Raw genomic sequence first — 22,691 nt, forward strand, 5'->3', positions numbered from 1 at the left:
GATGAAGTTCTATTAAGAACGATTTTGACCTTTTCCCTGTCTGATTGAATTCTCCGAGACCAGCACTTACTTTCGGTTAAGGACCTATGTTGTCCCAAAGTACAGTTGCCCTGGCGGCATTTGGTTATCTACTATTCCTGTTCGCATTAGCTTTTTATGGCGACCGCCGGCGGTCTCAAGGCCGCAGTCTGATTGCCAATCCGTATATCTATACCCTCTCATTAGCTGTTTATTGCACCTCCTGGACGTTTTATGGCAGTGTCGGCAAGGCGGCTACCCAGGGAATGGTTTTTCTCTCGACCTACCTGGGGCCGACTTTGGGGGCTTTCGCCTGGTGGTTTGTGGCTCGCAAAATCCTCCGGGTGTGCAAGGAAAACAATCTTACGACGCTTTCCGACTTTTTGGCGCTGCGTTTTGGGAAAAGCAGTTTTCTGGGCGCTCTGGCTACTGTGGGGGTGTTGCTGGCTATAATCCCCTATATCGGACTCCAACTAAAATCGGTTTCTGACACGTTTACTATCTTGGTACACCGTAATGTTGCGGTCCTTGGCCGAGCCAATATCTTGCAAGACACCGCTTTCTATGTGGCCCTGATTTTGGTCATATTTGGCATTCTTTTCGGGGCCAGGCATCTTGATCCTACCGAACGTCACGAGGGTATGGTGGCGGCGGTGGCTTTTGAGTCTCTGGTCAAGCTGCTTGCTTTTCTATCAATCGGCGTTTTGGTCTCGTGGGTGCTATTTTCGGGTTGGGGCGACCTCTTCGGTCGCATCAGTCGCCATCAGGATTTCAGCCGATTGCCTTATTTGAACACCAATCCTTTAAATACCTTTATGTTATTCCTGGTGGAAAGTTTATTGGCCATGGGAGCCATTATTCTGTTACCCAGACAGTTTCATATGACCGTTGTCGAGAATACGGAAGAGAGGCATCTTCTTACCGCCATGTGGTTGTTGCCGTTGTATTTTTTCCTTATTAATCTGTTTGTTGCACCTATTGCCTTTGGCGGCCTGCTCTTGGGTTTGCCGCAGATGCAGGCCGATACCTTTGTGCTGCGTCTCCCTTTGGAGCACGGCTATCCATTCCTGGCCCTCCTGGCCTTTTTGGGAGGGTTGTCGGCCTCCACCGCCATGGTGGCCGTGGCCTCCATAACCGTCAGCACCATGTTGTTAAACACCTTGATTATGCCATCGGCTCTGCGTCTCCACCTAGCAGACCATCTTTCGCCGCATCTTCTACTGATCAAGCGTCTGGGCATCTTGATCGTCATTTTATTGGGGTACGGCAGTTATCGTTTGATTGGCGTTTCCATGATGTTGGTGGACATGGGACACATCGCCTTTTGTGGTGTGGTCCAATTGGCCCCGGCGGTTTTAGGTGCCCTGTATTGGCGGGAGGCAAACAAAAATGGGGCGATAGCGGGTATAAGTATCGGTTTTGCTCTTTGGGCCTATACCCTTGTCCTGCCGCCCATGGTGGAATCAGGTTGGCTGCCAACCTCTATCTTGACCTCGGGTCCATGGGGCTTTCCCTGGCTCAAACCCACCTCTCTTTTTGGTCTTATCGGGTTGGACAATCTCTCCCATGCCTTTTTCTGGTCAATGACGAGCAACATCCTGGTCTTTGTCTGCGTCTCGGTGCTCACCCGACCCGATTCCGAAGAAGAAGAGCAGAGCGGGCGTTTTGTCGACATCTTTATCGGTGAGGCGGGCCGCCGGAGGGAAAAACGCTTTACTTATCTCCCGAGCCTGGATCAGCTTACCCAATTTATGGCAAAATTCATCAATCCGCAAAAAGCGGCCGAAGCCCGCCAGCAATTCCTTGATGAGAATAAGAACCGAGAAGAAGAATGGGGCGATCAGGAGAAGATGCAGCTTGCTGAGTTCGTTGAGCGCACCATTGCCGGTTCTATCGGACCGGCTGCCGCTCGGATCATCATGGACGGTTATCTTTCTTCGGTAGGTTCCAGGATGGAAGAGGTTTTTGATCTCTTCGGGAGGATCACCAGTTCTTTGGAAGAGAGTCAGGAGCAACTTAAACGCCGGGTGGCGGAGCTCTCGGTGCTCTACGAAGCCGCGCGCAAGCTTACCTCCTCTCTATATATGCCCGAATTGATGGAAGGCGTGTTGGATCTGTTGGTGAATCGTTTAGGGGTGGAGAGGTGCGCCGTCCGGCTCTTGGATGGGGACGGTTTTCTGCGCATTAAGAGCTCCCGTAACCTATCGCCTATGGCAATGGAGATAAGCATCAAACCCGACATGCGGCCTCTCTTGGGGCAATGCCTTCTCACTCCTCAGGTTATTTCGGTGGCGGATAGCTCTATCGTCTGGGACCGCCTGCAGGGGTTGTATGAAGAGGAGCCGATGGCTTCTTTTGTCATGGCTCCGATCGCCACCGAAACGGTGTCGCTAGGCGTCCTCACTGCGGCTAGCAACCAAAAAGGTTTTTTTGCCAAGGAGCACGTCGAGTTTTTCCAATCCCTGGCTGGTCAATTGGGCCTGGCGGTGCGCAGCGCCCAGATGGTGGCCCACCACATCCGCAACCCCCTGGTAGCTATCGGCGGCTTTGCTCACCGGTTGGCCAAAAAGCTCCCGCCCGGATCGATTACTCAAAAATACGCCGAAATTATCATTAAAGAGGCAGAGCGGCTCGAAAAGATGGTGGGTGATATAGTTGAGACAACCGTCGTGGCTATTCCCCGGGAGGAGGAATCCGATATCAATCAGGTGGTGCGCGGCGCTTTAGGCATCATGAAAGAAGCCTTCGAAAAAAAGCAGATTAAATTAAGAGTGAATCTGGCCGATGGTCTGTCTCCTCTGACCATGGATGTGGGTAATTTAAAAAGGGCTTTGCTGCAACTGATTGCTAATGCCCTGGAGGCCCTGCCGTCGGGGGGCTCTCTGGAAGTTGTCACTGCGCAAAGTCCCGACGGTTATGTTCAGATTCAGATTATTGATAATGGCAAGGGAATTCCTGCCGCCATATTGCCCCATATTTTCGATGCCTTCTTCTCTACTAAGCCCGCCGGTCCGGGTTTAGGTCTCCCCATTGTTCACAAGATCATCTCGCAACACGGGGGGCAGGTCAGCATTGCTAGCGAGGAAAACGTCGGTACAACGGCAACTGTTAAGCTACCCATCGCCAAATATGCGTAATAGCATATGCTTATATGAAAACCGTGAGCCGTGAGCTGTGAGCCGTGAGCCGTGAGCCGTGAGCCGTGAGCTGTGAGCCGTGAGCCGTGAGCTGTGAGCCGTGAGCCGTGAGCCGTGAGCTGTGAGCTGTGAGCCGTGAGCCGTGAGCCGTGAGCTGTGAGCCGTGAGCCGTGAGCTGTGAGCCGACATTGCGAACTGAATACTCGGGACTTGCGGGTTTTTATGCTTCGTTGTGATTTTTAAATATGTGAACTTATGAGAGTAGATCTGGAGGGCAGACGCTTTTGCTAAATCGGAACTTATTTTCTTGGTAATTTCGAATATTATTTCCTGAGGATGCCTTGTAGGAACGGTTCATGGATATTGAGATCCTTCTCATAGCATCAATCCTGTTCCAATTGCTGGCCGCGGTGTTGGCTCTGCGTCTCATCCGCATCACTGGCCGCGCCCGGGCCTGGATTATTATTGCCGGGGCCCTATTTCTGATGATCATCCGTCGAGTGATCAGCCTTTATGAATTGCTGACCTCTGGCTATCTACATCCGATTGATATTTCGGCTGAATTTGTGGCCCTTGTTGTCTCCGCCTTATTCCTCTTAGGTATATCCTGTATCTATCCGCTTTTTCGAACGCTCCAGAGTTCACAGGAGGCGCTGCGATTGAATGAATCCCGCCTGGCGGCGGTCTGGGAGCTGAACCAGATGACCTCCGCTGCATTGCAGGAAGTCACAGATTTTGCCCTGGAAGCCGGGGTTAAGCTAACCAGGAGTCAGGTCGGCTTCGTGGGAATGGTCGATGAGAACGAAGCCAACCTACGGATTCTTTCCTGGTCTCGCCAGGTCATGGACCAGTGTTCGGTTCATAGCCGGCCGTTGTTATATCCCATCGCCACCGCCGGATTATGGGGGGAAGCGGTACGCCGCCGCCGGCCGCTGATTGTCAACGATTATGAACAATCCCAGGAGATTAAAAAGGGCTACCCCGCTGGCCATATCTCGATTAACCGTCTCCTGTTGGTTCCAGTCCTAGATAGTGGCCGAGTAGCGGCATTGGCCGCTGTGGGCAACAAACCGGAGCCGTATAACGAGCAGGATCAGCGGCAGCTTACCTTACTGCTCCAGGGCATGTGGTGGCATATTCAACGCCAGCGTTCGACGCAGGCCATGGCTCATGAGATAGAGCGCATGCACCAATTTCAGACCAAGCTCATCCAGACCTCCAACGATGGCATTATTGCCAGCGATCGGCAGGGCAATATACTCATCTTCAATTCCGGAGCGGAAACGATCCTAGGACATCGGAAGGAAGAGGTGGTCGGTGTTATCAAGGTTCAGGAACTGTATTCTTCCGGAGTCGCCCGTAAGATTTTGAAAGAATTGCTATCTCCCCGGTATGGTGGCCGGAAGCGGTTGGTTAATTATGAAACCGTCGTTTTAAATAAACAGGGCGAATTGATTCCGGTAGAATTATCGGCCACACTTATTACCGATGACCACCAGGTGGCTGCAATTGTCGGCTTCTTCCGCGATCTGCGGGAACGGCGCCTGCTTCAGGAAAAGCTGTTGCAAAATGAGCGGCTGGCGATCCTGGGGCGGATGGCGGCTCATATCAGCCATGAAATTAAAAATCCGCTAATGGTTATTGGCGGTTTTGCTCGGCAGGTACGAGAGAATCTTGACGGTTCGCCGGAAAAAAATCTGGAGAAGCTGCAGATCATCATCGACGAAATCAGGCGCCTGGAAGATTTTCTGTTGGAAGTGGGGCGTTATGGAAAATTTTCGGAGCCGCATTTGGTGGTGGGTGATCTTAATGTGCTCATCCAGGAGGTTTGCCGCTTTCTGGACCCGATTTTGGAAGAAAAAAGGGTGAGACTTAAACTAGACCTAGACCCCAAACTTCCCACTTTTGCATTTGATCCGGAACACCTGCGGCAGGTTTTCCTGAATCTGGCCAAAAACAGTCTGGAGGCCATGGAACATTCCGGAACTTTGACTTTCGCCAGCCGCACCGTTCCCGGACACATTCTGGTAGAGATCAGCGACACTGGCGTTGGTATTCCCCCCGAGGCGCTGGCCAAGATTTTCCAGCCCTTCTTTTCCACGAAACCACGGGGCTCCGGCTTAGGTCTGGCCATTTCCCAACAGATTATGGCGGCTCACCAGGGTGAGATCCAGATCGCCAGTGAACCCGGCCGGGGGACTCGGGTTACCCTCTCTTTTCAAGTTTCTTTTTGAGAACGCGGTTGGAAGGAGGAGTATCGGTATGATAAAAGCTTCGCAATGAGGAAGCTGTCTTATTTTCTCACCTATCCAACCCTTGTGGATGAGATTTTGTACTTAGCCTTAGAACGTTCTTTTGCCGAAAACTTTACCAACGCTGTGGGCGGCTACGGTCAGGTGGTTGAAAGGAGTCCGCAATGAGTGAGAAACTGGTGGAGGTCACCCGGGGGGCTCGGGTGGAGAGCATCCATTTCGGCGATATTGCCGTAGTTGACCGGGAAGGGCGCCTTACCTGCTCCTTAGGAAATCCCGACATGTGGGTCTGCCTGCGCTCCATGGCCAAACCGATACAGGCCTTACCCGTTATAACTACCGGTGCCGCCCGCAATTTCGGTTTTGGCGATGAAGAATTGGCACTTTTTTGCGGTTCTTTAAACGGCCAGGATTTTCAGGTCGCCCTCGTAGAAAAGGTTTTGGCACGGCTAGGTCTTAGCGTCGAGCACCTGCAATGCGGGGTTCACGCCCCCTCACATCGACCAACGGCGCAGGCCATGGCCAAAGCAGGTCTCGCCCCCAGCCCGCTGCATAACAACTGTGCCGGGAAACACACCGCCATGTTGGCCCTGTGTGTCCACCACGGTTGGCCCCTGGATCACTACTTAGATCCAGGTCATCCGGTACAGCAGCTTATCCTTCATACTATTGCCGTCGTCACCGAGACGCCAGCGGATCAGATAACCGTGGCCATAGACGGCTGCGGTGCACCGGTTTTTTTTGTTCCGTTAAGACACATTGCCCTGGCCTATGCCAGGTTCGCTGCGGCCGGGTGGAGCGGACCGGCGGCTGCGCCTCTCGATAACGCCATAAAAACGCTAGCCCACGCCTGTCTGGCACATCCTCGCCTGATCGCCGGCGATGGCCGCATCTGCACGGACATTATGCAGGCCCTCCCGGGTCAGGTAATTGCCAAGACCGGGGCAGAGGGAGGCTATAGCCTGGCCTTGCTAAACAAAGGACTCGGCGTCGCGATCAAGATCTCAGACGGACATGCCCGCGGGCTCAATTCCACCGCTGTGGAAGTCCTGGCCCAACTAAGGGTGTTGACCGCTGCGGCCGCCGAGGTCCTAACAGCTTATCATCACTCGGATATCAAAAACCACCGGAAGGAAGTCGTCGGCCAGATTCGCCCGGCCTTTGAATTGATTAAAACGGGTTGAAATTCACCCCAGAATTGCTATAGTAATATCGTTTTCTGGTTTTAGGTATTCAGTTTTCTGTTACCGGTTTTCGGTTAAAAGCTTTTATAAAACCGGTTTTTTTCTGTCACCCTAAGCGAAGCGAAGGGTTACGAGTCTTTAAAAATTTAAACCTTTACCTTGAATTGAGAAGATGAAACCTTTGTGGGCGCCTTGGCGCATGGACTATATCTTAGGGGAAGATAAACCCAGCGGCTGTATCTTCTGCCCCTGGGAGGGGGAAGACCTTCGGGCCAGGTTAATCTTATTCAGTGGTCGTCTCAGTCGGATCATGATGAACAAGTTTCCTTATGCCAACGGTCATCTGTTGGTGTCGCCACTGCGACATATTCCCGAGCTGGATGGTTTAAGTCATGAGGAACTGTTGGATCTAATGCTCAAGGTGCGCCAGTCATTGAAAATCTTGCGTCACGTGATGAATCCTGATGGTTTTAACGTGGGTTTAAATCTGGGCGCCGTAGCCGGAGCCGGGGTTGAGGCTCATTTGCATTTTCATATCGTGCCCCGTTGGCTGGGCGATACGAACTTCATCCCGGTTTTTGCCGACGTGCGGGTCATTCCGGAACATTTTCAAGCTACCTACGAGAAGCTGTATCCCCATTTTCAAGCCTTAGCGGACGGAGAGCAATAATGCGCCTGGTAAAAGTAGTCCTGGTCCTCCTCGTGCTGTTCATCGGCTTTCTGCTGGTACGGCAGAATCATGATGTTCTCACTCAGACAGCGCAATTCAAATTGAATCTTTATATTATTTCTTTTCAGAGCGCACCGCACTCCCTATGGGTGCTTCTGACTTTTGCGTTATTCTTGGGGATTTTCGGGACCGGACTTTACACTTTGCTGGGTCTTTTGAAACAACGGCAGGCCAATCGGCAGTTGCGTCATGACCTGGAGGTCTTGAAAAGTGAAATTCAGACCATCAAACCCAAGACCGAATCGACGCCGCCGATTAGCCAGGCTGCCGACCTGTCTCAGTCGATCTAAGTCCTAAAAGCGGGAGGCGCTTCGCTTTCCCGGCCTATGACCCGCTTGAATAGGCTACGATTCAAGTCTAAACGGGATGATTAATCAGTGCCTGTACGAGCAGCCAGACCGACCCGTTTCCGGAATACCAGGATACAAGTATTCGCCCTGCTACTGGCTCTCTATCTGCCTGTGGTCAGTGCCCTTGTACATGCCTCCCATACCTGCCACAAAGCCGGAAGATGCTGCGTTCCTTGTCAAGATGCCGGATGCAGCTGCTCCTGGCAGAACTGTAAGACCTGCAATGGTGTATCTTCCGATACCTACAATCCTGCCGTTTCCGTCTTTCTAATTCCCGATCAACAGGTCCACTCGTCCCCCAAGAGGTGTCTGGCCTGTGAATTTCTTCAACATTTTCCCGGCAGGGCCACTAATGCGGCAGCAGTCTTAACGCCGCTTAACATCGAAGTAACAAAGGTCAGTCTGTTTTATCGACTTATCCTCTCACACTGGCTCTTTACCTGCCCAACCCCTCGGGGCCCTCCTCTTTCTTCCGTGGCTTAACCTTAATCAGAAAGCTAGAAATTTCCCGCTCTGGTTGGCAACTTCACCGGATTATCAGACCCAAAGGTGTGCTGTTATCCCAAGAGCCCGAGCTTTCCGGTTTGAAATTCCCTAACACGCCAATGCCTAAAAGGGGAGAGTTATGTTCTTTGCTGGGGGTAAACAATGGTTATCCGGAGCTTTGGTCATTGTCGGTCTGTGGAGCTGGCCGGTTGTGGTCAAGGCGGAACCTGTAGGAGTTACAACCGAAGTTCAAGAAGAGGGAACGCTGACAGAAGTCGAGAAGGAGCCGGGAAAATCGGATTCGGTTCAGATGGAATCAGTAGTAGTTACTGCTACCCGCACCGAAACCCCGGTTTTTGAGACCTCCCTGCCCGTGAATGTAATCCGGCGTGGGCAGATTGAACGCGAGCAGCCGATCTCTATAGCCGAAATCTTTAAGAGGGAAGCCGGCCTGGATGCCTCAACCACTGGACCCGGCAGCGTGCGGCCGATGATTCGCGGACTCTTTGACGACCGGGTGCTTGTTTTGGTGGACGGCATCCGACTCTCGGAGCAACGGGGCGGCGGTAGCCATCGTCTCTCCATCGATCCATACCAGATCGAAAAAATAGAGGTGGTAAGGGGTCCTGGTTCAGTACTCTATGGGTCGGATGCCATCGGTGGGGTGATCAATATCATCACCCGGCAGGCGAAGGTTGAAGATCGCCCTGGCCGGCGTTCGGAATTCTCCCTGAGCGGAGGGGTAGATAATGCCTGTGACGGATTGGAGCAGAATACTGTCTGTCAAGGTGGCTACAATAACGTCAATCTATTTTTAAACAGTATTTATCGTAATACCAGTGATATCAATACCCCCAGCGGCAATCTGCCTCACAGCTTCTACCGGGGTTTTACCCTGAGCGGCAGCGGCGCCATCGCCTGGCCGCAGAGCGAATTGACCTTTTCGGCCTGGGGGACCGAAGGTGATATCGGAATTCCCAACCGAACCGCGCAAGAGAGTTATTTTAAAGACGAGGTTCATGCTATGGCCCAGGGAAGTTATCGCCATTACGATATATCGGAGTACTGTCCCGAAATCCGGGTGGACGCGGCGTTCCAACGTCATCAGCGCCACATGCAGATACTCAATCCCACCCCTGCAACCTCAGATCTGGATATCCTGCTCAACATCAATACCTGGAATCTGCAGCCGCAGGCCAATCTTACCTGGGGAGACCGGCATCGTTTTACCACGGGCTTGCAATTCTTCCGGGAAGACGCCTCCTCCACCCGAGACCGTTGGCTGCTTACTGCGGGCGGTTGGACGCCCAGCCCGCTCCCCGGAGTGATCCCTGATTCTGACCGCACCGGACTTGGCATGTATGTTCAGGACGAATTTACCCTGACCGACCGTCTTTCATTGACTCCAGGGATACGGTTTGATTGGATCAGGGCTGCGGCCGGGGAATCGCCCCTGCATCCGGTCGGGAGTAGCAGCGCAGATGATAGTGCGGTGAGCGGCAATCTCGGGATGGTGTATCGACTCACCCCCCACCTTAATTTAGTTGCCAATGCCGGGCGGGCTTTTCGAGCGCCCACCCTCCTGGAACGGTTTTTTTATGGACCGCACCAGGATACAGTGGATATCGGCAATCCGGATTTAAAGCCCGAAACCAGTTTCAATCTGGATGTCGGGTTGAAGGCGAATTTTTCCCGCTTTCAAGGTTCATTGAGTTTTTTTCGCAACGAAATCTCCGATTACATCATTAAACGCGACACCGGCGTTTTTGACCCGGTAAGCGGTCTGGAGATTGCCAGATGGGAGAACGTCGGGCGAGCCTTGCTCTACGGGGCCGAGGCCGAAGGGGCGTATATTCTGGGTGCCGGGTTTTCCCTCTTCGCCAACCTGAGCTATGTGCGCGGCAAAGACCAGACAGCGTCCACCGACCTACCGGATATTCCTCCCTTTAAAAGTAATTATGGTTTGCGTTATCAAGCCGCGGTGCGGTCAGATTGGGATGTCTGGACTGAATTTGCCGGCCTGACGGTTTCCCGCCAGGGTCAGGTGGCACCGTCGGAGCGGCCCAGCGGAGGATACACCACCCTTACCTGGTCAACCGAGACCTGCTATAAAAAAACCGTCCGCCTGAGTCTGATGGTGGCCAATCTCACCAATAAAAGCTACCATGACCATCTCTCGCGGGTGACCTGGATGAACGAACAGCCGGGCCGCAATGTCCGATTTAATGTCAGCTTTGCATTTTAGGAGAACCGCGATTACCCTTTATTATGCCAGAGACTCCCATTTAAATTGTCATGTTCTGGTGATCACAACGAAATATGCAAACAGAAACCTGGCAGCGATCTGCCGGCTTCGAGGTGTTCAACTCGGAACTCAAAACTTATTTTCTGATTAATCGGCGTATCAGTTTTCTTTTTTCTCCGAAGATAAGATACAATACAGGCATGAGTGCGGATGCGCCTGATAAGATTACTCCCATGCTGCGGCAGTATCTGGATATTAAGGCCCGGCATTCCGAAGGCCTGCTGCTCTTCCAGATGGGGGATTTCTATGAACTCTTTTTTCAGGATGCTCAGACCGCAGCTCAGGATCTGAATATCGCCCTTACCAGTCGCAGTCGGGCTGAAGAAGAGGCCATCCCCATGGCCGGGTTCCCACTGCACGCCGCCGAAGTCTATATCTCCCGCCTGCTGGAGCAGGGGCACCGGTTGGTTATCTGCGACCAGGTGGAAACCCCGGCCCAGGCCAAGGGTCTGGTGCGGCGGGAGGTGACCCGCATCCTGACCAGGGGGGTGATTGTCGATCCGGATAAATTGGCGGCCAAGGAAGCCAATTTTCTGGCAGCCGCCATCTGGCAGGGGAGGAAGTGGGGGATAGCCTTGGCGGAACTGTCCACCGGGGATTTTCGATTGACTGAGGGACAGAACCTGGAGGCCATGTGGGAAGAACTTTATCGTCTGCGGCCGGTGGAGTTGCTGCTGCCGAATAGCTGCCAGACAGAAGATTTTTCGGTATCGTTTGCCTGGCTTAACCCTTCCCCCAGCCTGCAATACCGCTCCGGTGAGGACTTTCACCTGGAGGCCGCCACCCGGCGTCTGCAACGCCATCTGGGAACCCTTTTTCTAGACGGTTTCGGCCTAGCCGGCTACTCTCTCGGATTGCAAGCGGCCGGGGCTATTCTGTGCTACCTGGAGGAAAACCGCACCGGGACCCCGCGACACCTCACCTCCTTAATTCCTTATGCACAATCGGATTACCTGGGGCTGGATGAAGCCACCATCCGTAACCTGGAAATCTTTGAGAATTTCCGCACGCGCAGCCGGCCCAATTCTCTGCTGGACATCGTAGACTCCACCCAAACGCCCATGGGAGGCCGTAAGCTGGCCCAATGGTTGCGTTATCCCTTAAAACAGCTAACTGCCATTCAGGAGCGTCTGGCGGTGGTGTCCTTTTATAAAGAACAATCCCTTCTGCGGCAGAAATGGCGGGATTTATTGAAAGGCCTGGTCGATCTGGAGCGCCTCACGGCCCGGATCGTTTTGGAACAGGCTACCCCCCGTGACCTCATTGCTTTGAAGAACTCTTTGGCTCAACTCCCTGCCCTTCGCTGCCTGCTGCCGCCGGAGCTGCCGCCCTTGGCCGCTAATCTAGCCGCAGAATTGGAAGATCTGACCGACGTTCATGACGCCATCAAGGCCGCCTTAAGGCCTGAGCCACCGTTAAGCATTAAGGAAGGGGGGATCTTTCAGGAGGGGTATAATACCGAATTGGACGAGCTTATCTCCCTGACCAGGCGGGATAAGGACTGGATTGCCCGGTTGGAAGCCCGGGAGAAAGAGCTTACCGGCATCGGCTCCCTGAAGGTGCGCTATAATAAGGTGTTCGGCTATTATCTGGAGGTATCCAAGGCTAATCTGCACCTGGTGCCGGAGTACTTTATCCGGAAGCAGACCCTGGTGAACGCCGAACGGTTTATTACGGCGGAATTGAAGGAGTATGAGTCCCGACTGCTGGGCGCCGAAGAGGCCAGGAAAGACCTGGAGCTTCAGCTTTTTCAGGAATTGCGGCGACAGATCGGCCAGGAGGCGGCGCGCTTGAAAAAAGTTGCCGATGCCCTGGCAACGTTGGATGTCCTGGCGGCTTTGGCTGACATCGCGGCGCGTCGCCAATATGCCTGTCCCCGGTTGCAGGAGGGGCGTGGTATCCGCATTGTTCAAGGACGGCATCCGGTCATTGAGCAGGTCCTCCCGCCCGGCGGGTTTGTGCCCAATGATATCGATCTCAACGACCGGGCGACTCTGATGATTGTTACCGGGCCGAATATGGCGGGCAAATCAACCATTCTGCGGCAGGTGGCCCTCATTGCGCTCATGGCTCAGATCGGCAGTTTTGTCCCGGCGGCGGCGGCCGACATCGGGGTGGTGGATCGCATCTTTACGCGGGTGGGGGCGGTGGATGACATCGGCCGGGGGCAGAGCACCTTTTTGGTGGAGATGCACGAGACTGCCAATATCCTGCATCAGGCTACCCCTCGCAGTCTGGTGGTGTTGGACGAGATCGGCCGGGGCACCAGTACCTTTGACGGCCTGTCGCTGGCCTGGGCGGTAGCGGAATATCTGCACGATCTTGCCGGGGAAGGGGTTCTGACCCTGTTTGCTACTCATTACCATGAGCTCACTGCCCTCAGCCGCTTGAAACCTCGCGTTCACAACCTTCAGGTGGCAGTGGCGGAGGCATCCGGTGATATTGTCTTCCTGCACCAGTTGCGGCCGGGTGCCGCCAACAAGAGCTATGGGATTCAGGTAGCCCGACTGGCGGGTGTCCCGGCCCCGGTGATTGCCCGCGCCCAGGAGGTCTTGGAGAACATTGAAGCCGGGACCCTGGATCAGGTCGGCTTCCCGCGCCTGGCCCGCCCCCGCCGAAGGTTGCCGGTGGGAGATGTCGGCCAACTCGGACTGTTTGCTTCGCCTGAGCAGTCTTCTTCCTAGCCCTGGCCGTTAAATGACCTCCGGAAAAGATTGATGCCAGCCAGGGCAGGCTGCTTGCAGCAGGCTGGTAAGAAGGATTCAGTAGTCTAACGCCGAGTAGTTGAAAAGCAGATTAACCTCGTCTCTGAGGGCGGCAGAGGGCCTTATTTGCAGATGTTGGGGCAGGGCCAGGACCTGCTCGGGTGCCTGAGGTGAGATAAAATGCAGGAAGGCGGGGATGGGACCGCGATGCCGCTGCAGAATTTCATGCAAGCGATCCAGAAGGTCTCGGTCCAGTCCGGTGGTATGGAGGCGCAGGTGGAGCGCCGGGGGGATTTTTTCGGCCTCGGTTTGGAGGGGGCGAATATCCTGGGCGATCAACTTCGGACCTTTCTCTTCTTGTGATACTGTTCCCCGAACGAGCAACGGTATCAGAGGTGATTGGAGAAGCGTGGCCACCCGTTGATAGAGGTCGCTAAAGACCACCACCTCTACCGAGCCCACTTGATCTTCCAGGGTGGCGAAAGCCATGCGTTCGCCTTTTTTGGTCATGGTTTCTTTAACCGCCACTATCAGACCGCCGAGAAGCACCGGTCCATTTTCCGGTTTTTCCGCCAGATCATCAATGGTCAGATCGGTGAGTGCCTGCAATTGCTGTCGATACTTTGCAAGGGGATGCCCCGAGAGATAAATACCCAGCGCCTCTTTTTCGCGGGCCAGTTTCTCCTGTTCATCCCACTCCGGGACTGGAGGCAGCCAATCATCGCCTTCGCCGAGGTCAGCTTCACCGAGGCCGCCAAACATATCCATCTGGCGAGCCGCCTGCAATTTCAGCGCAACTTGCGCTCGTTCCAGGGCGGCCTCAACACCACCAAAGAGGCGGGCTCGATTGATCCCCAAAAAATCCAGGGCGCCGGCCTGGATGAGTGATTCCAAGACTTTTTTATTGACTTTGGTTTGATTCGCCCGTTCTAAAAAATTCCCCAAGGAAATGAAAGGGCCTTTCTTTCTGGCCTCGAGGATAGCTTTGATAGCGTTGTCGCCGACGTTTTTTACCCCGGCCAGGCCGAAGCGGATCTGGCTACCCTCGACGGTAAAATCCCGCTCACTGGCATTGAGACTGGGTGGCAGTAAGACAATCCCATCCTCTCGGGCTTCCTGGATGTGTTTGGTGAGCGTCGTGGGACTGTTAATTTCGCTGGTAAATAGAGCGGCCAGAAACTCCAATGGATAGTGGGCTTTTAAATAAGCGGTCTGATATGTAATGTAGGCGTAGGCAGCGCTGTGCGATTTATTGAAGCCGTAGCCGGCAAATTTTTCAATGAGATGAAAGAGCTTTTCGGCTTTGGCCAGAGGAAAGCCGCGGGAAACAGCGCCGCTGCAGAAGCGCTCCTTTTGGGCCGCCATCACCGCCGGTTCTTTCTTGCCCATGGCCCGGCGCAGGATATCGGCCTCTCCCATGGAATAGCCAGAGATGATTCCGGCAATCTGCATCACCTGTTCCTGGTATAAGATAATGCCATACGTCTCTTTCAGGATCGGTTCCAACTCCGGCAGTTCGTAGGTGACGTTTAATTCCCCGTGTTTACGTTTAATGAAGTCATCGACCATCCCACTTTCCAGGGGACCGGGACGATACAGGGCTACCAAGGCGATGAGGTCTTCGAAACAGGTGGGGCGCAACTGGACTAGTTTTTCCCGCATACCGCTGCTTTCCAACTGGAAGACGCCGGCAGTGTTTCCCGAACGCAATAGTTCAAAAGTTGCCGCATCCTCTAAGGGAAGTTGGCGATAATCAAAATTTTTATCTTTCTGGCGCCGCACGATCTGGGCCGCGGTTTCCAATACCGTCAGGGTGCGCAGACCTAGAAAGTCAAACTTGATGAGGCCGACTTTTTCTACCCCTTTCATCTCAAACTGGGTGATAATTTCGTCTTTGTTGCCTTTATAAAGCGGAAGGTAGCACCATAAGGGCTTGTCGGCAATGACCACACCGGCAGCGTGAGTGGAGGCATGGCGCGGCAAACCCTCCAGGGCGGCGGCGATGGTTAGGACTTCCCGAATGTTCTCATCGGCGTCGCGCGCTTCCCGCAGGCGGGGCTCCTTTTCCAGCGCCGTCCTTAAATTAATCTTTAAGACATCCGGCACCAGTTTGGCGATCTTGTCCGCTTCCGGGTACGGCAAGTCCAGGGCGCGGCCGACGTCGCGAATGACCTGTCGGGTCTTCATACTGCCGAAAGTGATGATCTGCCCCACGTGCTCCTTGCCGTACTTGCGGGCGACGTAATCGATGATCTCTCCCCGGCGTTCGAAACAGAAGTCCACGTCGATATCGGGCATGCTCTTGCGTTCCGGATTGAGGAAGCGTTCAAAAAAGAGGCCATAGGCAATAGGGTCTAAGTCGGTGATTTCCAGGGCGCAGGCTACCAGACTGCCGGCCGCCGAGCCCCGGCCTGGCCCCACCGGGATATGCCGCTTGCGGGCATAGCGGATAAAGTCGGCCACTACCAGAAAATATCCGGCAAATCCCATCTGGCAGAGCAGAGCTAGTTCCTCTTCCATCCTGGCCCGGTAGTGCTGAATTTTCTCCATCGGCCAGGCGCCGGATAATTGCCACTGGTGGAGGCGATGCTCCAGACCCCGCCGGGCTTCTTGTTGTAGTTGGGCCTCCATTGTCTGGCCGTTTTCCAGAGGGAAGACCGGAAAGTGAAATTCTCCCAAGGGCAGCTCAAGCTGACACCGGTTGGCAATTTCCAGGCTGGCCTCCAAAAGGTCCGGGCGATCCGGGAAGGCTGCAGCCATTTGGACCGGACTCTTAAAAAAAAGCTGATCGGTGCTGAAACGCATACGTTTGGTGGTGTTGATGGTCTTGCCGGTTTGGATGCATAGGAGGACGTCATGAGCCCGGGCATCTTCCGGACGCAGGTAGTGGCAATCGTTGGTGGCCACCACCGGCAGACCCAATCTAGGCGCCATTTCCAACAAAGCCGCATTGACCTTCTGCTGTTCGGTCAGGTCATTGGCCTGTACCTCCAGATAGAAGCGCCCCGGAAAGATTTCTCCGTATTCCCTGGCCGCAATTTCAGCGGTTTTGAGGTCATCGGCGACAACATGGGCCGCTACCACCCCGTGAAGACAGGCGCTCAGGGCGATGAGGCCCTCGGCGTGATCGGCCAGGAGTTCTCGGTCAACGCGGGGTTTGTAGTAGAAACCTTCAAGATTGGCCTTGCTGACCAACTTGAGCAGGTTCTGATAACCGGTAAGGTTTTCGGCCAAAAGGACCAAATGGTAATTATCCCCTTTTTTGCCACTTTTCTCCAAGCGACTGCCGGGGGCGACATAGAGTTCGCAGCCGATGATCGGTTTTAAACCGGCTTTCTCGGCCTTGGTATAGAACTCAACCACTCCGAACATGTTGCCGTGATCGGTGATCGCCACCGCCGGCATTTCCATACTCAGGGCAGTGTCAATTAAATCATTTAAGCGAATGGCGCCGTCCAGGAGGCTGTAGGCGGTATGGACATGGAGGTGAACAAAACCGGGGGTTGCCATAAGTCTTCCTCATATTTATGGAATTAACTATTTTTGTGTGAGGGGTCGGGGCAGCTTGCTGATCCTATCTTACCATAAAGATGTTCCAAAAAAAAAGAATGAGGTGAGAAGTTATTTTAAAATGTCGTATTACGCCGGTTAAGGGCATTATAATAATTTTAGGCTTAGCTTCAATAAGCTATCGAGGTATCTTGAATCCAAGCAGGCAGCATACTCAATCCCGGACTACTTTCTAATACCAGTTTTCTTGTATTACTGAGCTATTAGGATTTGTCGAGATTTTTTGGTCAGACGACCGGACATAACTAACTATATTTCATAACGGTGCTTGGCTGACGGGGGGGCCAGGGACTTCTAAATGCAAGTTAATTGCTCATGATAGATGATTTTTTTGCTTGACAGCAGCGGCTCTTTGGAGATATGGTTAGATTTGAAAATAATTTCACAAAAGTACACCAGGCAAAATGAGGTTTAGTAAAAAACCTTGAGATAAGGAGGGAGTGACCTTGGCTTTTGAGATTCCGAAGGGTAAGTATTCCGGCGCCATCAAACCGGTGACGGTGGGTGCCAGCAACGCTTTAACTCTGGGTGGTGAAACCGCCTACCCGTTCTATCTTTTTGAGGGGCAGATGCCCAATAAACCCCGTATCGCCATGGAGGTATGGGACATCGATCCGGCCGAAGAATGGCCGGCTCCGGTATTGGAGCCCTTCAAAGACGTTGTGAAGGATCCGGCGGCCTGGGCGCAGAAGTGTGTCAAAGAGTATGGAGCAGAGGCTATCTGTTTGATATTGAAGAGCACCGATCCGAATGGCGACAATGCTCCGGCGGACGCAGCCGCGGCCACGGCCAAGAAAGTAGCCGACGCTGTTGATGTACCTCTTATTGTGTATGGCACCAGTGCCGTAGATAAGGATGCTGAGGTTCTGGCGGCAGTGGCGGAGGCCTGTGTCGGCAAGAAATTAGTCCTTGGTCCCGTGCAGGATAAAAATTTCAAGAAAATCGGAGCCCAAGCCCTGGCCTACGATCATTCTGTGTCGGCCAACACCCCGATTGACGTCAACCTGGCAAAGCAGTTAAACATTCTTTTAGGCAACCTGGGTGTTCCTGAAAGCAAAATCCTTATTGATCCGACCACTGGTGGTCTGGGCTATGGCATGGAATACTGCTATTCCGTCATGGAGCGGATTCGGATGGCGGCCTTAACCCAGGATGATGACAAATTAATGTTGCCGATGATTAACTACGTCGGTCAAGAAGTTTGGAAGGTCAAGGAATGCCGTCAGACCAACGACGAAGCACCGGAATTAGGCGACCAGGCCAAGCGGGGTATCATGATGGAAGCCATAACGGCAGCCTCACTATTAGTAGCCGGCTCCGACCTGCTCATCATGAGACATCCTGAATCCATTAAACTGGCAAAATCTCTTATCGAGGAATTGTCCTAACACGTTTTTGGGCCGATTATGAGCGGCCTTTTTTCTTGTATTGGCATTAAAAGGAAACCGAGAAACTCGCAGCAAGGATGTAAAAGGGCAAGCCAGGGCGGGCAACTGCGGATTTCTCCTCTAAAGGGTCCATGAAGGCAACCCAGATAAGGTTTTGGAGGAAGTGACATGGCTGAAGAAGTTGTAAAAGTTGAGTCTCGTACCGTAGATCCGGCTGAACAGCAGATGCTGAAAAGGGCGCAGGCAGAGGGTATTGAAACCATTTGGGATCGGGCCGACAAAATGAAACCCTGTCCCATCGGCTCTGAAGGGGCTTGTTGTCGTATCTGTTCCCAGGGGCCGTGCCGGGTGCCGCCGCCCAAGAAGGCCAAGCCGGGCGAGGAACAGAAGAAACAGGCAGTGGGTGTGTGCGGCGCTACTGCCGAAACCATCGTGGCCCGTAATTTTGCCCGCATGGTGGCAGCCGGGTCGGCGGCGCATACCGATCACGCCCGTGGGGTAGCTCACCTGTTCAAAGAAGTGGCCCATGGCCGGGCTCCGGGTTATGAATTGAAGGACGCCGGCAAGTTAAGGGCAATCGCGCGGGATTATGACGTGCCTCTCTCTGTGGGCGAAGGAGATGACAAGAAATCTCGCTCCAAAGAGGAAATCGCCCAGGATCTGGCCGAAAAAGTTCTGGCCGAATTCGGTCAGCAAAGCGGCGAATTGGTATTCTCAAGCAAGCGGGCCCCCAAGAAACGGGTGGAACTCTGGCGGGGTCTGGATGTGATGCCCCGGGGTTTCGACCGGGAAGTGGTAGAAATTATGCATCGCACCCACATGGGGGTGGACCAGGATTACAAAAATATTATTCACCAGTGCACCCGCTGCGCCATTTCCGACGGTTGGGGCGGTTCCATGCTGGCCACCGAGCTGCAGGATGTGTTGTTCGGCACCCCGGTGCCGGTATTGGGCGACAGCAACCTGGGGGTGTTGAAAGAGGATCACGTTAACGTCATCATCCATGGCCATGAACCCCTGTTGCCGGAATTGATTAATGCTGCCAGCCAGGATCCCGAGATGCTTGAGTATGCCAAAAGCAAGGGCGCCAAAGGCATCCAGTTGGCCGGTATCTGTTGTTCGGCCAATGAGATTCTGATGCGCCATGGCATTCCGGTCGCAGCAAACTTCCTGGGCCAGGAACTGGCGATCATCACCGGCGCCGTGGACGCCATGGTGGTGGATGTGCAGTGTCAGTTCCAGGCATTAGCCTCTCTAGTCAAGTGTTTCCATACCAAGCTGATCACCACCGATGAACGGGGCCGGATCGAAGGGGAAACCATGTATATCCCCTTCGACGACCATCATGGGCCGGAGATTGCCCGCAAGGTCTTGAAAGAAGCGATCGATAACTTCCCCAACCGCAGAGCGCCGGTTATTATTCCGGAACAGAAGTACCCGTGCGTGGTAGGTTTCAGCATGGAGACCATCCGCTATCTGTTGGGCGGCTCCATCCGGGGTTCCTACTACACCCTGAATGACAACATCATCGGCGGCCGGGTTCGGGGTATCGGCGGCGTTGTGGGCTGCAACAACGTGCGCACCTTGCATGACAATGCCCATCTCTCCATGGTGAAAGAGTTAATCAAGAACGATGTCGTCGTGTTGACCACCGGCTGCAATGCCATCGCCTGCGCCAAGGAGGGTCTGTTGACCCCGGAAGCAGCAATCAAATACTGTGGCGCCGGGTTGGCGGAAGTGTGCGAGACGGTCGGTATCCCGCCGGTATTGCATATGGGTTCCTGTGTGGACAACGCCCGTATCCTGCTGGCCGCCGCGGCCTGCGTCAGGGCTGGCGGTTTGGGCAACGACATCAGCGACCTGCCGGCGGCTGGGGCAGCCCCCGAGTGGATGAGTGAAAAGGCCATCTCCATCGGTCACTACTTTGTGTCCTCCGGCGTTTACACTATCTTTTCGGCAGCTTGGCCCACCACCGGTTCCGAAATCCTCACCGATTACCTCTTCCACGGTCTGGAAAGTGAACTGGGCGGCATGTGGGATTTCGAGCTCGATCCAGTGGTAGCGGCTCAGAAGATGATTGCTCATATCGACAAGAAGCGGGCGGCCCTGGGTATCGACAAGGCCCGGGAACGCGTTCTCTTCGATATGGCAATGCGCCGTGAGATGGAAACGGCTACCGGCGGCGAGTAATAAGCTTTGCATGCTTCCCTGCTTCTCGAAGGCGGGCAAGCATGGTGCGGTATCTTAATTTCCTTATGAATAAGGAGGAATTTTTATGTCTAAGATAATCATTTCGGCAGCCATTCGGGGCGCCCACAAAATTGTCGACAAATGTGCCGCCAAGTTGGATGAAGCCCTAAAAAAATATGGTCCCGACCAGGAAATCGGCTTCCCGAATACCGCTTACTTCCTGCCCATTATTTATTCATTGATGGGTATCCCGGTAAAAACCTTGAAGGACGCTCAGGGCATTATGGAACGCTGTAAAAGCCTATTGCCACCCGTTCCGTCTGAGAAATTTTACCTGCCTTATCTGGGACCCGGCTTGGACGCCGGCCTGGCCACCCTCTTTGCCGAGGAAATCTTTGAGGCCATCCGTATTTTGGAACAGCCCGATTTCTATGTCTACGGTGAAGATGTTATTGACAAAAGTTCGGCGAATATCTGGGTCGGTCCGGCCGACGACATCATTCTGCGGAAACGCGGCGTAGAATTTGTAGACGGCTCTGCTCCCGGGTTTGCCGCCGTTGTCGGTTCGGCACCCTCGGTAGATGAAGCCTGTGCCCTGGCTCATGAGTATCAGACCAAGAACCTTTACGTCTTTATGGCCGCTCGGGACATCGAGGGTAAGACTTCTTTTGCCGAGCAGCTTGTAGAAGGCGGTATGCAGATCGGTTGGCCGACCCGTTTGGTGCCGTTCAGCCCGGATATCTCAGGGGCGGTCTTTGCCCTGGGCTTTGCTAACCGGGCGGCCATGTCCTTTGGCGGTTGCAAACCCGGCGCCGCTCTGAAAAACCTGATATACAACAAAGACCGGATCTTTGCCTTCGTCAACGCCTTGTCCACCATCCCCGACGAGTGGTATGCCAATGCCGCCGGTTGTATCAACTACGGCTTCCCCACTATCACCAACCAGGATATCCCCCAAGTGCTGCCTACCGGTATCTGTACTTACGAACACGTGGTCAGCAACGTGCCTATGAAGGATATCGGGGCCAAGTCCATCGAAGTGCGCGGCTTGAAGGTGGTAATCACCGAGGTGCCGATTCCGACCGCCTTCGGTCCGGCCTTCGAGGGTGAGCGGGTCCGTAAAGATGAGCTTCGGTCGCAATGCGGCGGCGGCAAGACTCTGGCGGTGGAATGGGTTACCAGCAAACGCATGGACGAAGTAGAGGACGGCAAGGTGGAACTCTTCGGTCCCGACCTCGACTCCGTGAAAGAGGGCGGTGGCCTGCCTCTGGCGGTGGTAGTGGAAGTGGCCGGCCGTAATTTCCAGCCCGACTTCGAACCCATTCTGGAACGGCAGATGCACCATCTGGTAAACTACGTCCAGGGTATCATGCATATGGGTCAGCGGGATATCGCCTGGTACCGCTTCGGCAAGGCTGCCGTAGAAAAAGGTTTCCGCCTCGAACATATCGGCAAACTTCTGCATGCTAAGTACCATCAGGATTTCGGTACTATCTTTGACAAGGTGCAGGTGAAGCTTTACACCGAAAAGGAAAAGGTAGACGAGATTGCGGAACAGGCACGGAAGGTGTATGCCGAGCGGGATGCCCGGATCGAGGGTATGACCGACGAGACCACTGATATCTTCTACTCTTGCACTCTGTGTCAGTCGTTTGCACCTACCCACGTCTGCGTGGTCAGCCCGGAGCGGACCGGTCTGTGCGGTGCATACAACTGGATGGACTGCAAGGCTTCCTATGAAATCAATCCCACCGGTCCGAACCAGCCGGTGGCCAAAGGTAATATGACCGATGAAAGGTATGGCAAGTTTGATGGGGTCGATGCCTTTGTGCAGAAGGCCTCCCGGCAGGCGATCAACACGGTAAGTTTTTACAGCCTGTTGGTTGACCCGATGACCACCTGCGGCTGCTGCGAGTGTATCGCTTCGGTTCTGCCGATGTGCAACGGTGTCATGACGGTGCATCGCGACTATACCGGCGAGACCCCCTGCGGTATGAAGTTCACCACCCTGGCGGGCACCGCCGGCGGCGGTCTGCAGACCCCGGGTTTTGTCGGTCACAGCAAGTATAACATCTGCCAGCGGAAGTACCTGGTAGGTGACGGCGGCCTCCTGCGCATGGTATGGATGCCCAAGAGCCTGAAAGAAGAGCTCCGGGAAAGATTAATCAAACGGGGTGAGGAATTAGGATATCCCAACCTGATTGATATGATCGCCGACGAAACCGTGGGCGTTACGGAAGATGCGATCTATCCGTTCCTGGAAGAAAAAGGCCATCCGGCTTTAACGATGGAATCAATCCTGTAGTTATGACTAAATGCTCCGGCTCGCTCGGGTTAGCGCCATAACCCGAGCGCAGCCGCCTCACTTGAGTCTGC

Annotated in this window: 11 protein-coding genes; 10 read left to right on the forward strand and 1 reads right to left on the reverse strand. The window is 54.0% G+C overall.

Annotated elements, in window-relative coordinates; all coding sequences use genetic code 11:
• Positions 1-86 precede the first annotated feature (86 nt).
• From DESAC_RS09760 to mutS, 7 genes are all read left to right on the forward strand, one after another.
• Positions 87-3,155 (forward strand): sodium:solute symporter family transporter, encoded by a 3,069-nt coding sequence (locus DESAC_RS09760; RefSeq protein WP_013706898.1) that lies wholly within the window; start codon positions 87-89, stop codon positions 3,153-3,155.
• A gap of 356 nt (positions 3,156-3,511) precedes the next feature.
• Entirely contained in the window at positions 3,512-5,389 is a 1,878-nt protein-coding gene (locus DESAC_RS09765; RefSeq protein ID WP_013706899.1) for a GAF domain-containing protein, read from the forward strand.
• A 182-nt stretch (positions 5,390-5,571) separates the two neighbouring features.
• Positions 5,572-6,591 (forward strand): asparaginase, encoded by a 1,020-nt coding sequence (locus tag DESAC_RS09770; protein WP_013706900.1) that lies wholly within the window; start codon positions 5,572-5,574, stop codon positions 6,589-6,591.
• A 172-nt stretch (positions 6,592-6,763) separates the two neighbouring features.
• On the forward strand, positions 6,764-7,261 hold the full coding sequence (locus tag DESAC_RS09775) for an HIT family protein (protein ID WP_013706901.1): 498 nt from the start codon (positions 6,764-6,766) through the stop codon (positions 7,259-7,261).
• A complete protein-coding gene (locus tag DESAC_RS09780; protein WP_013706902.1) occupies positions 7,261-7,611 on the forward strand; it encodes a lipopolysaccharide assembly protein LapA domain-containing protein in 351 nt (116 codons plus the stop codon). Before DESAC_RS09775 ends, DESAC_RS09780 begins: the two co-directional genes overlap by 1 nt.
• 685 nt (positions 7,612-8,296) lie before the next feature.
• Positions 8,297-10,402 (forward strand): TonB-dependent receptor plug domain-containing protein, encoded by a 2,106-nt coding sequence (locus DESAC_RS09785; RefSeq protein ID WP_013706904.1) that lies wholly within the window; start codon positions 8,297-8,299, stop codon positions 10,400-10,402.
• 200 nt (positions 10,403-10,602) lie between these two features.
• Complete coding sequence (mutS, locus tag DESAC_RS09790) at positions 10,603-13,146, forward strand: DNA mismatch repair protein MutS (RefSeq protein WP_169311528.1); 2,544 nt, start codon at positions 10,603-10,605, stop codon at positions 13,144-13,146.
• A gap of 78 nt (positions 13,147-13,224) precedes the next feature.
• Here the strand turns inward: mutS and dnaE are convergent, their stop codons facing one another.
• Positions 13,225-16,677 carry a DNA polymerase III subunit alpha gene (gene dnaE, locus DESAC_RS09795; RefSeq protein WP_013706906.1) on the reverse strand — a complete coding sequence of 1,151 codons (3,453 nt, stop codon included), beginning with the start codon at positions 16,675-16,677 and terminating at the stop codon, positions 13,225-13,227.
• A 500-nt stretch (positions 16,678-17,177) separates the two neighbouring features.
• On the opposite strand from dnaE, the gene DESAC_RS09800 reads away from it, so the two are divergent.
• The 3 genes from DESAC_RS09800 (at position 17,178) to acsB (ending at position 22,620) form a co-directional block, all read left to right on the forward strand.
• Positions 17,178-18,125 carry an acetyl-CoA decarbonylase/synthase complex subunit delta gene (locus DESAC_RS09800; protein ID WP_237671357.1) on the forward strand — a complete coding sequence of 316 codons (948 nt, stop codon included), beginning with the start codon at positions 17,178-17,180 and terminating at the stop codon, positions 18,123-18,125.
• Between the two features lie 168 nt (positions 18,126-18,293).
• Positions 18,294-20,315 carry an anaerobic carbon-monoxide dehydrogenase catalytic subunit gene (gene cooS, locus DESAC_RS09805; RefSeq protein WP_013706908.1) on the forward strand — a complete coding sequence of 674 codons (2,022 nt, stop codon included), beginning with the start codon at positions 18,294-18,296 and terminating at the stop codon, positions 20,313-20,315.
• Positions 20,316-20,400: 85 nt separating this feature from the next.
• Positions 20,401-22,620, forward strand: coding sequence for an acetyl-CoA decarbonylase/synthase complex subunit alpha/beta (gene acsB, locus DESAC_RS09810; RefSeq protein ID WP_013706909.1), 2,220 nt, complete (start codon positions 20,401-20,403; stop codon positions 22,618-22,620).
• Positions 22,621-22,691 lie beyond the last annotated feature (71 nt).

Origin of the sequence: Desulfobacca acetoxidans DSM 11109 (assembly GCF_000195295.1) — a bacterium.
GTDB lineage: Bacteria > Desulfobacterota > Desulfobaccia > Desulfobaccales > Desulfobaccaceae > Desulfobacca > Desulfobacca acetoxidans.

Coding starts and splice junctions, on each gene's coding strand:
- DESAC_RS09760 (WP_013706898.1), top strand. CDS start 87: ATGTTGTCCCAAAGTACAGTTGCCCTGGCGGCATTTGGTTATCTACTA.
- acsB (WP_013706909.1), top strand. CDS start 20,401: ATGTCTAAGATAATCATTTCGGCAGCCATTCGGGGCGCCCACAAAATT.
- dnaE (WP_013706906.1), bottom strand. CDS start 16,677: ATGGCAACCCCCGGTTTTGTTCACCTCCATGTCCATACCGCCTACAGC.
- DESAC_RS09780 (WP_013706902.1), top strand. CDS start 7,261: ATGCGCCTGGTAAAAGTAGTCCTGGTCCTCCTCGTGCTGTTCATCGGC.
- DESAC_RS09770 (WP_013706900.1), top strand. CDS start 5,572: ATGAGTGAGAAACTGGTGGAGGTCACCCGGGGGGCTCGGGTGGAGAGC.
- mutS (WP_169311528.1), top strand. CDS start 10,603: ATGAGTGCGGATGCGCCTGATAAGATTACTCCCATGCTGCGGCAGTAT.
- DESAC_RS09775 (WP_013706901.1), top strand. CDS start 6,764: ATGAAACCTTTGTGGGCGCCTTGGCGCATGGACTATATCTTAGGGGAA.
- cooS (WP_013706908.1), top strand. CDS start 18,294: ATGGCTGAAGAAGTTGTAAAAGTTGAGTCTCGTACCGTAGATCCGGCT.
- DESAC_RS09765 (WP_013706899.1), top strand. CDS start 3,512: ATGGATATTGAGATCCTTCTCATAGCATCAATCCTGTTCCAATTGCTG.
- DESAC_RS09785 (WP_013706904.1), top strand. CDS start 8,297: ATGTTCTTTGCTGGGGGTAAACAATGGTTATCCGGAGCTTTGGTCATT.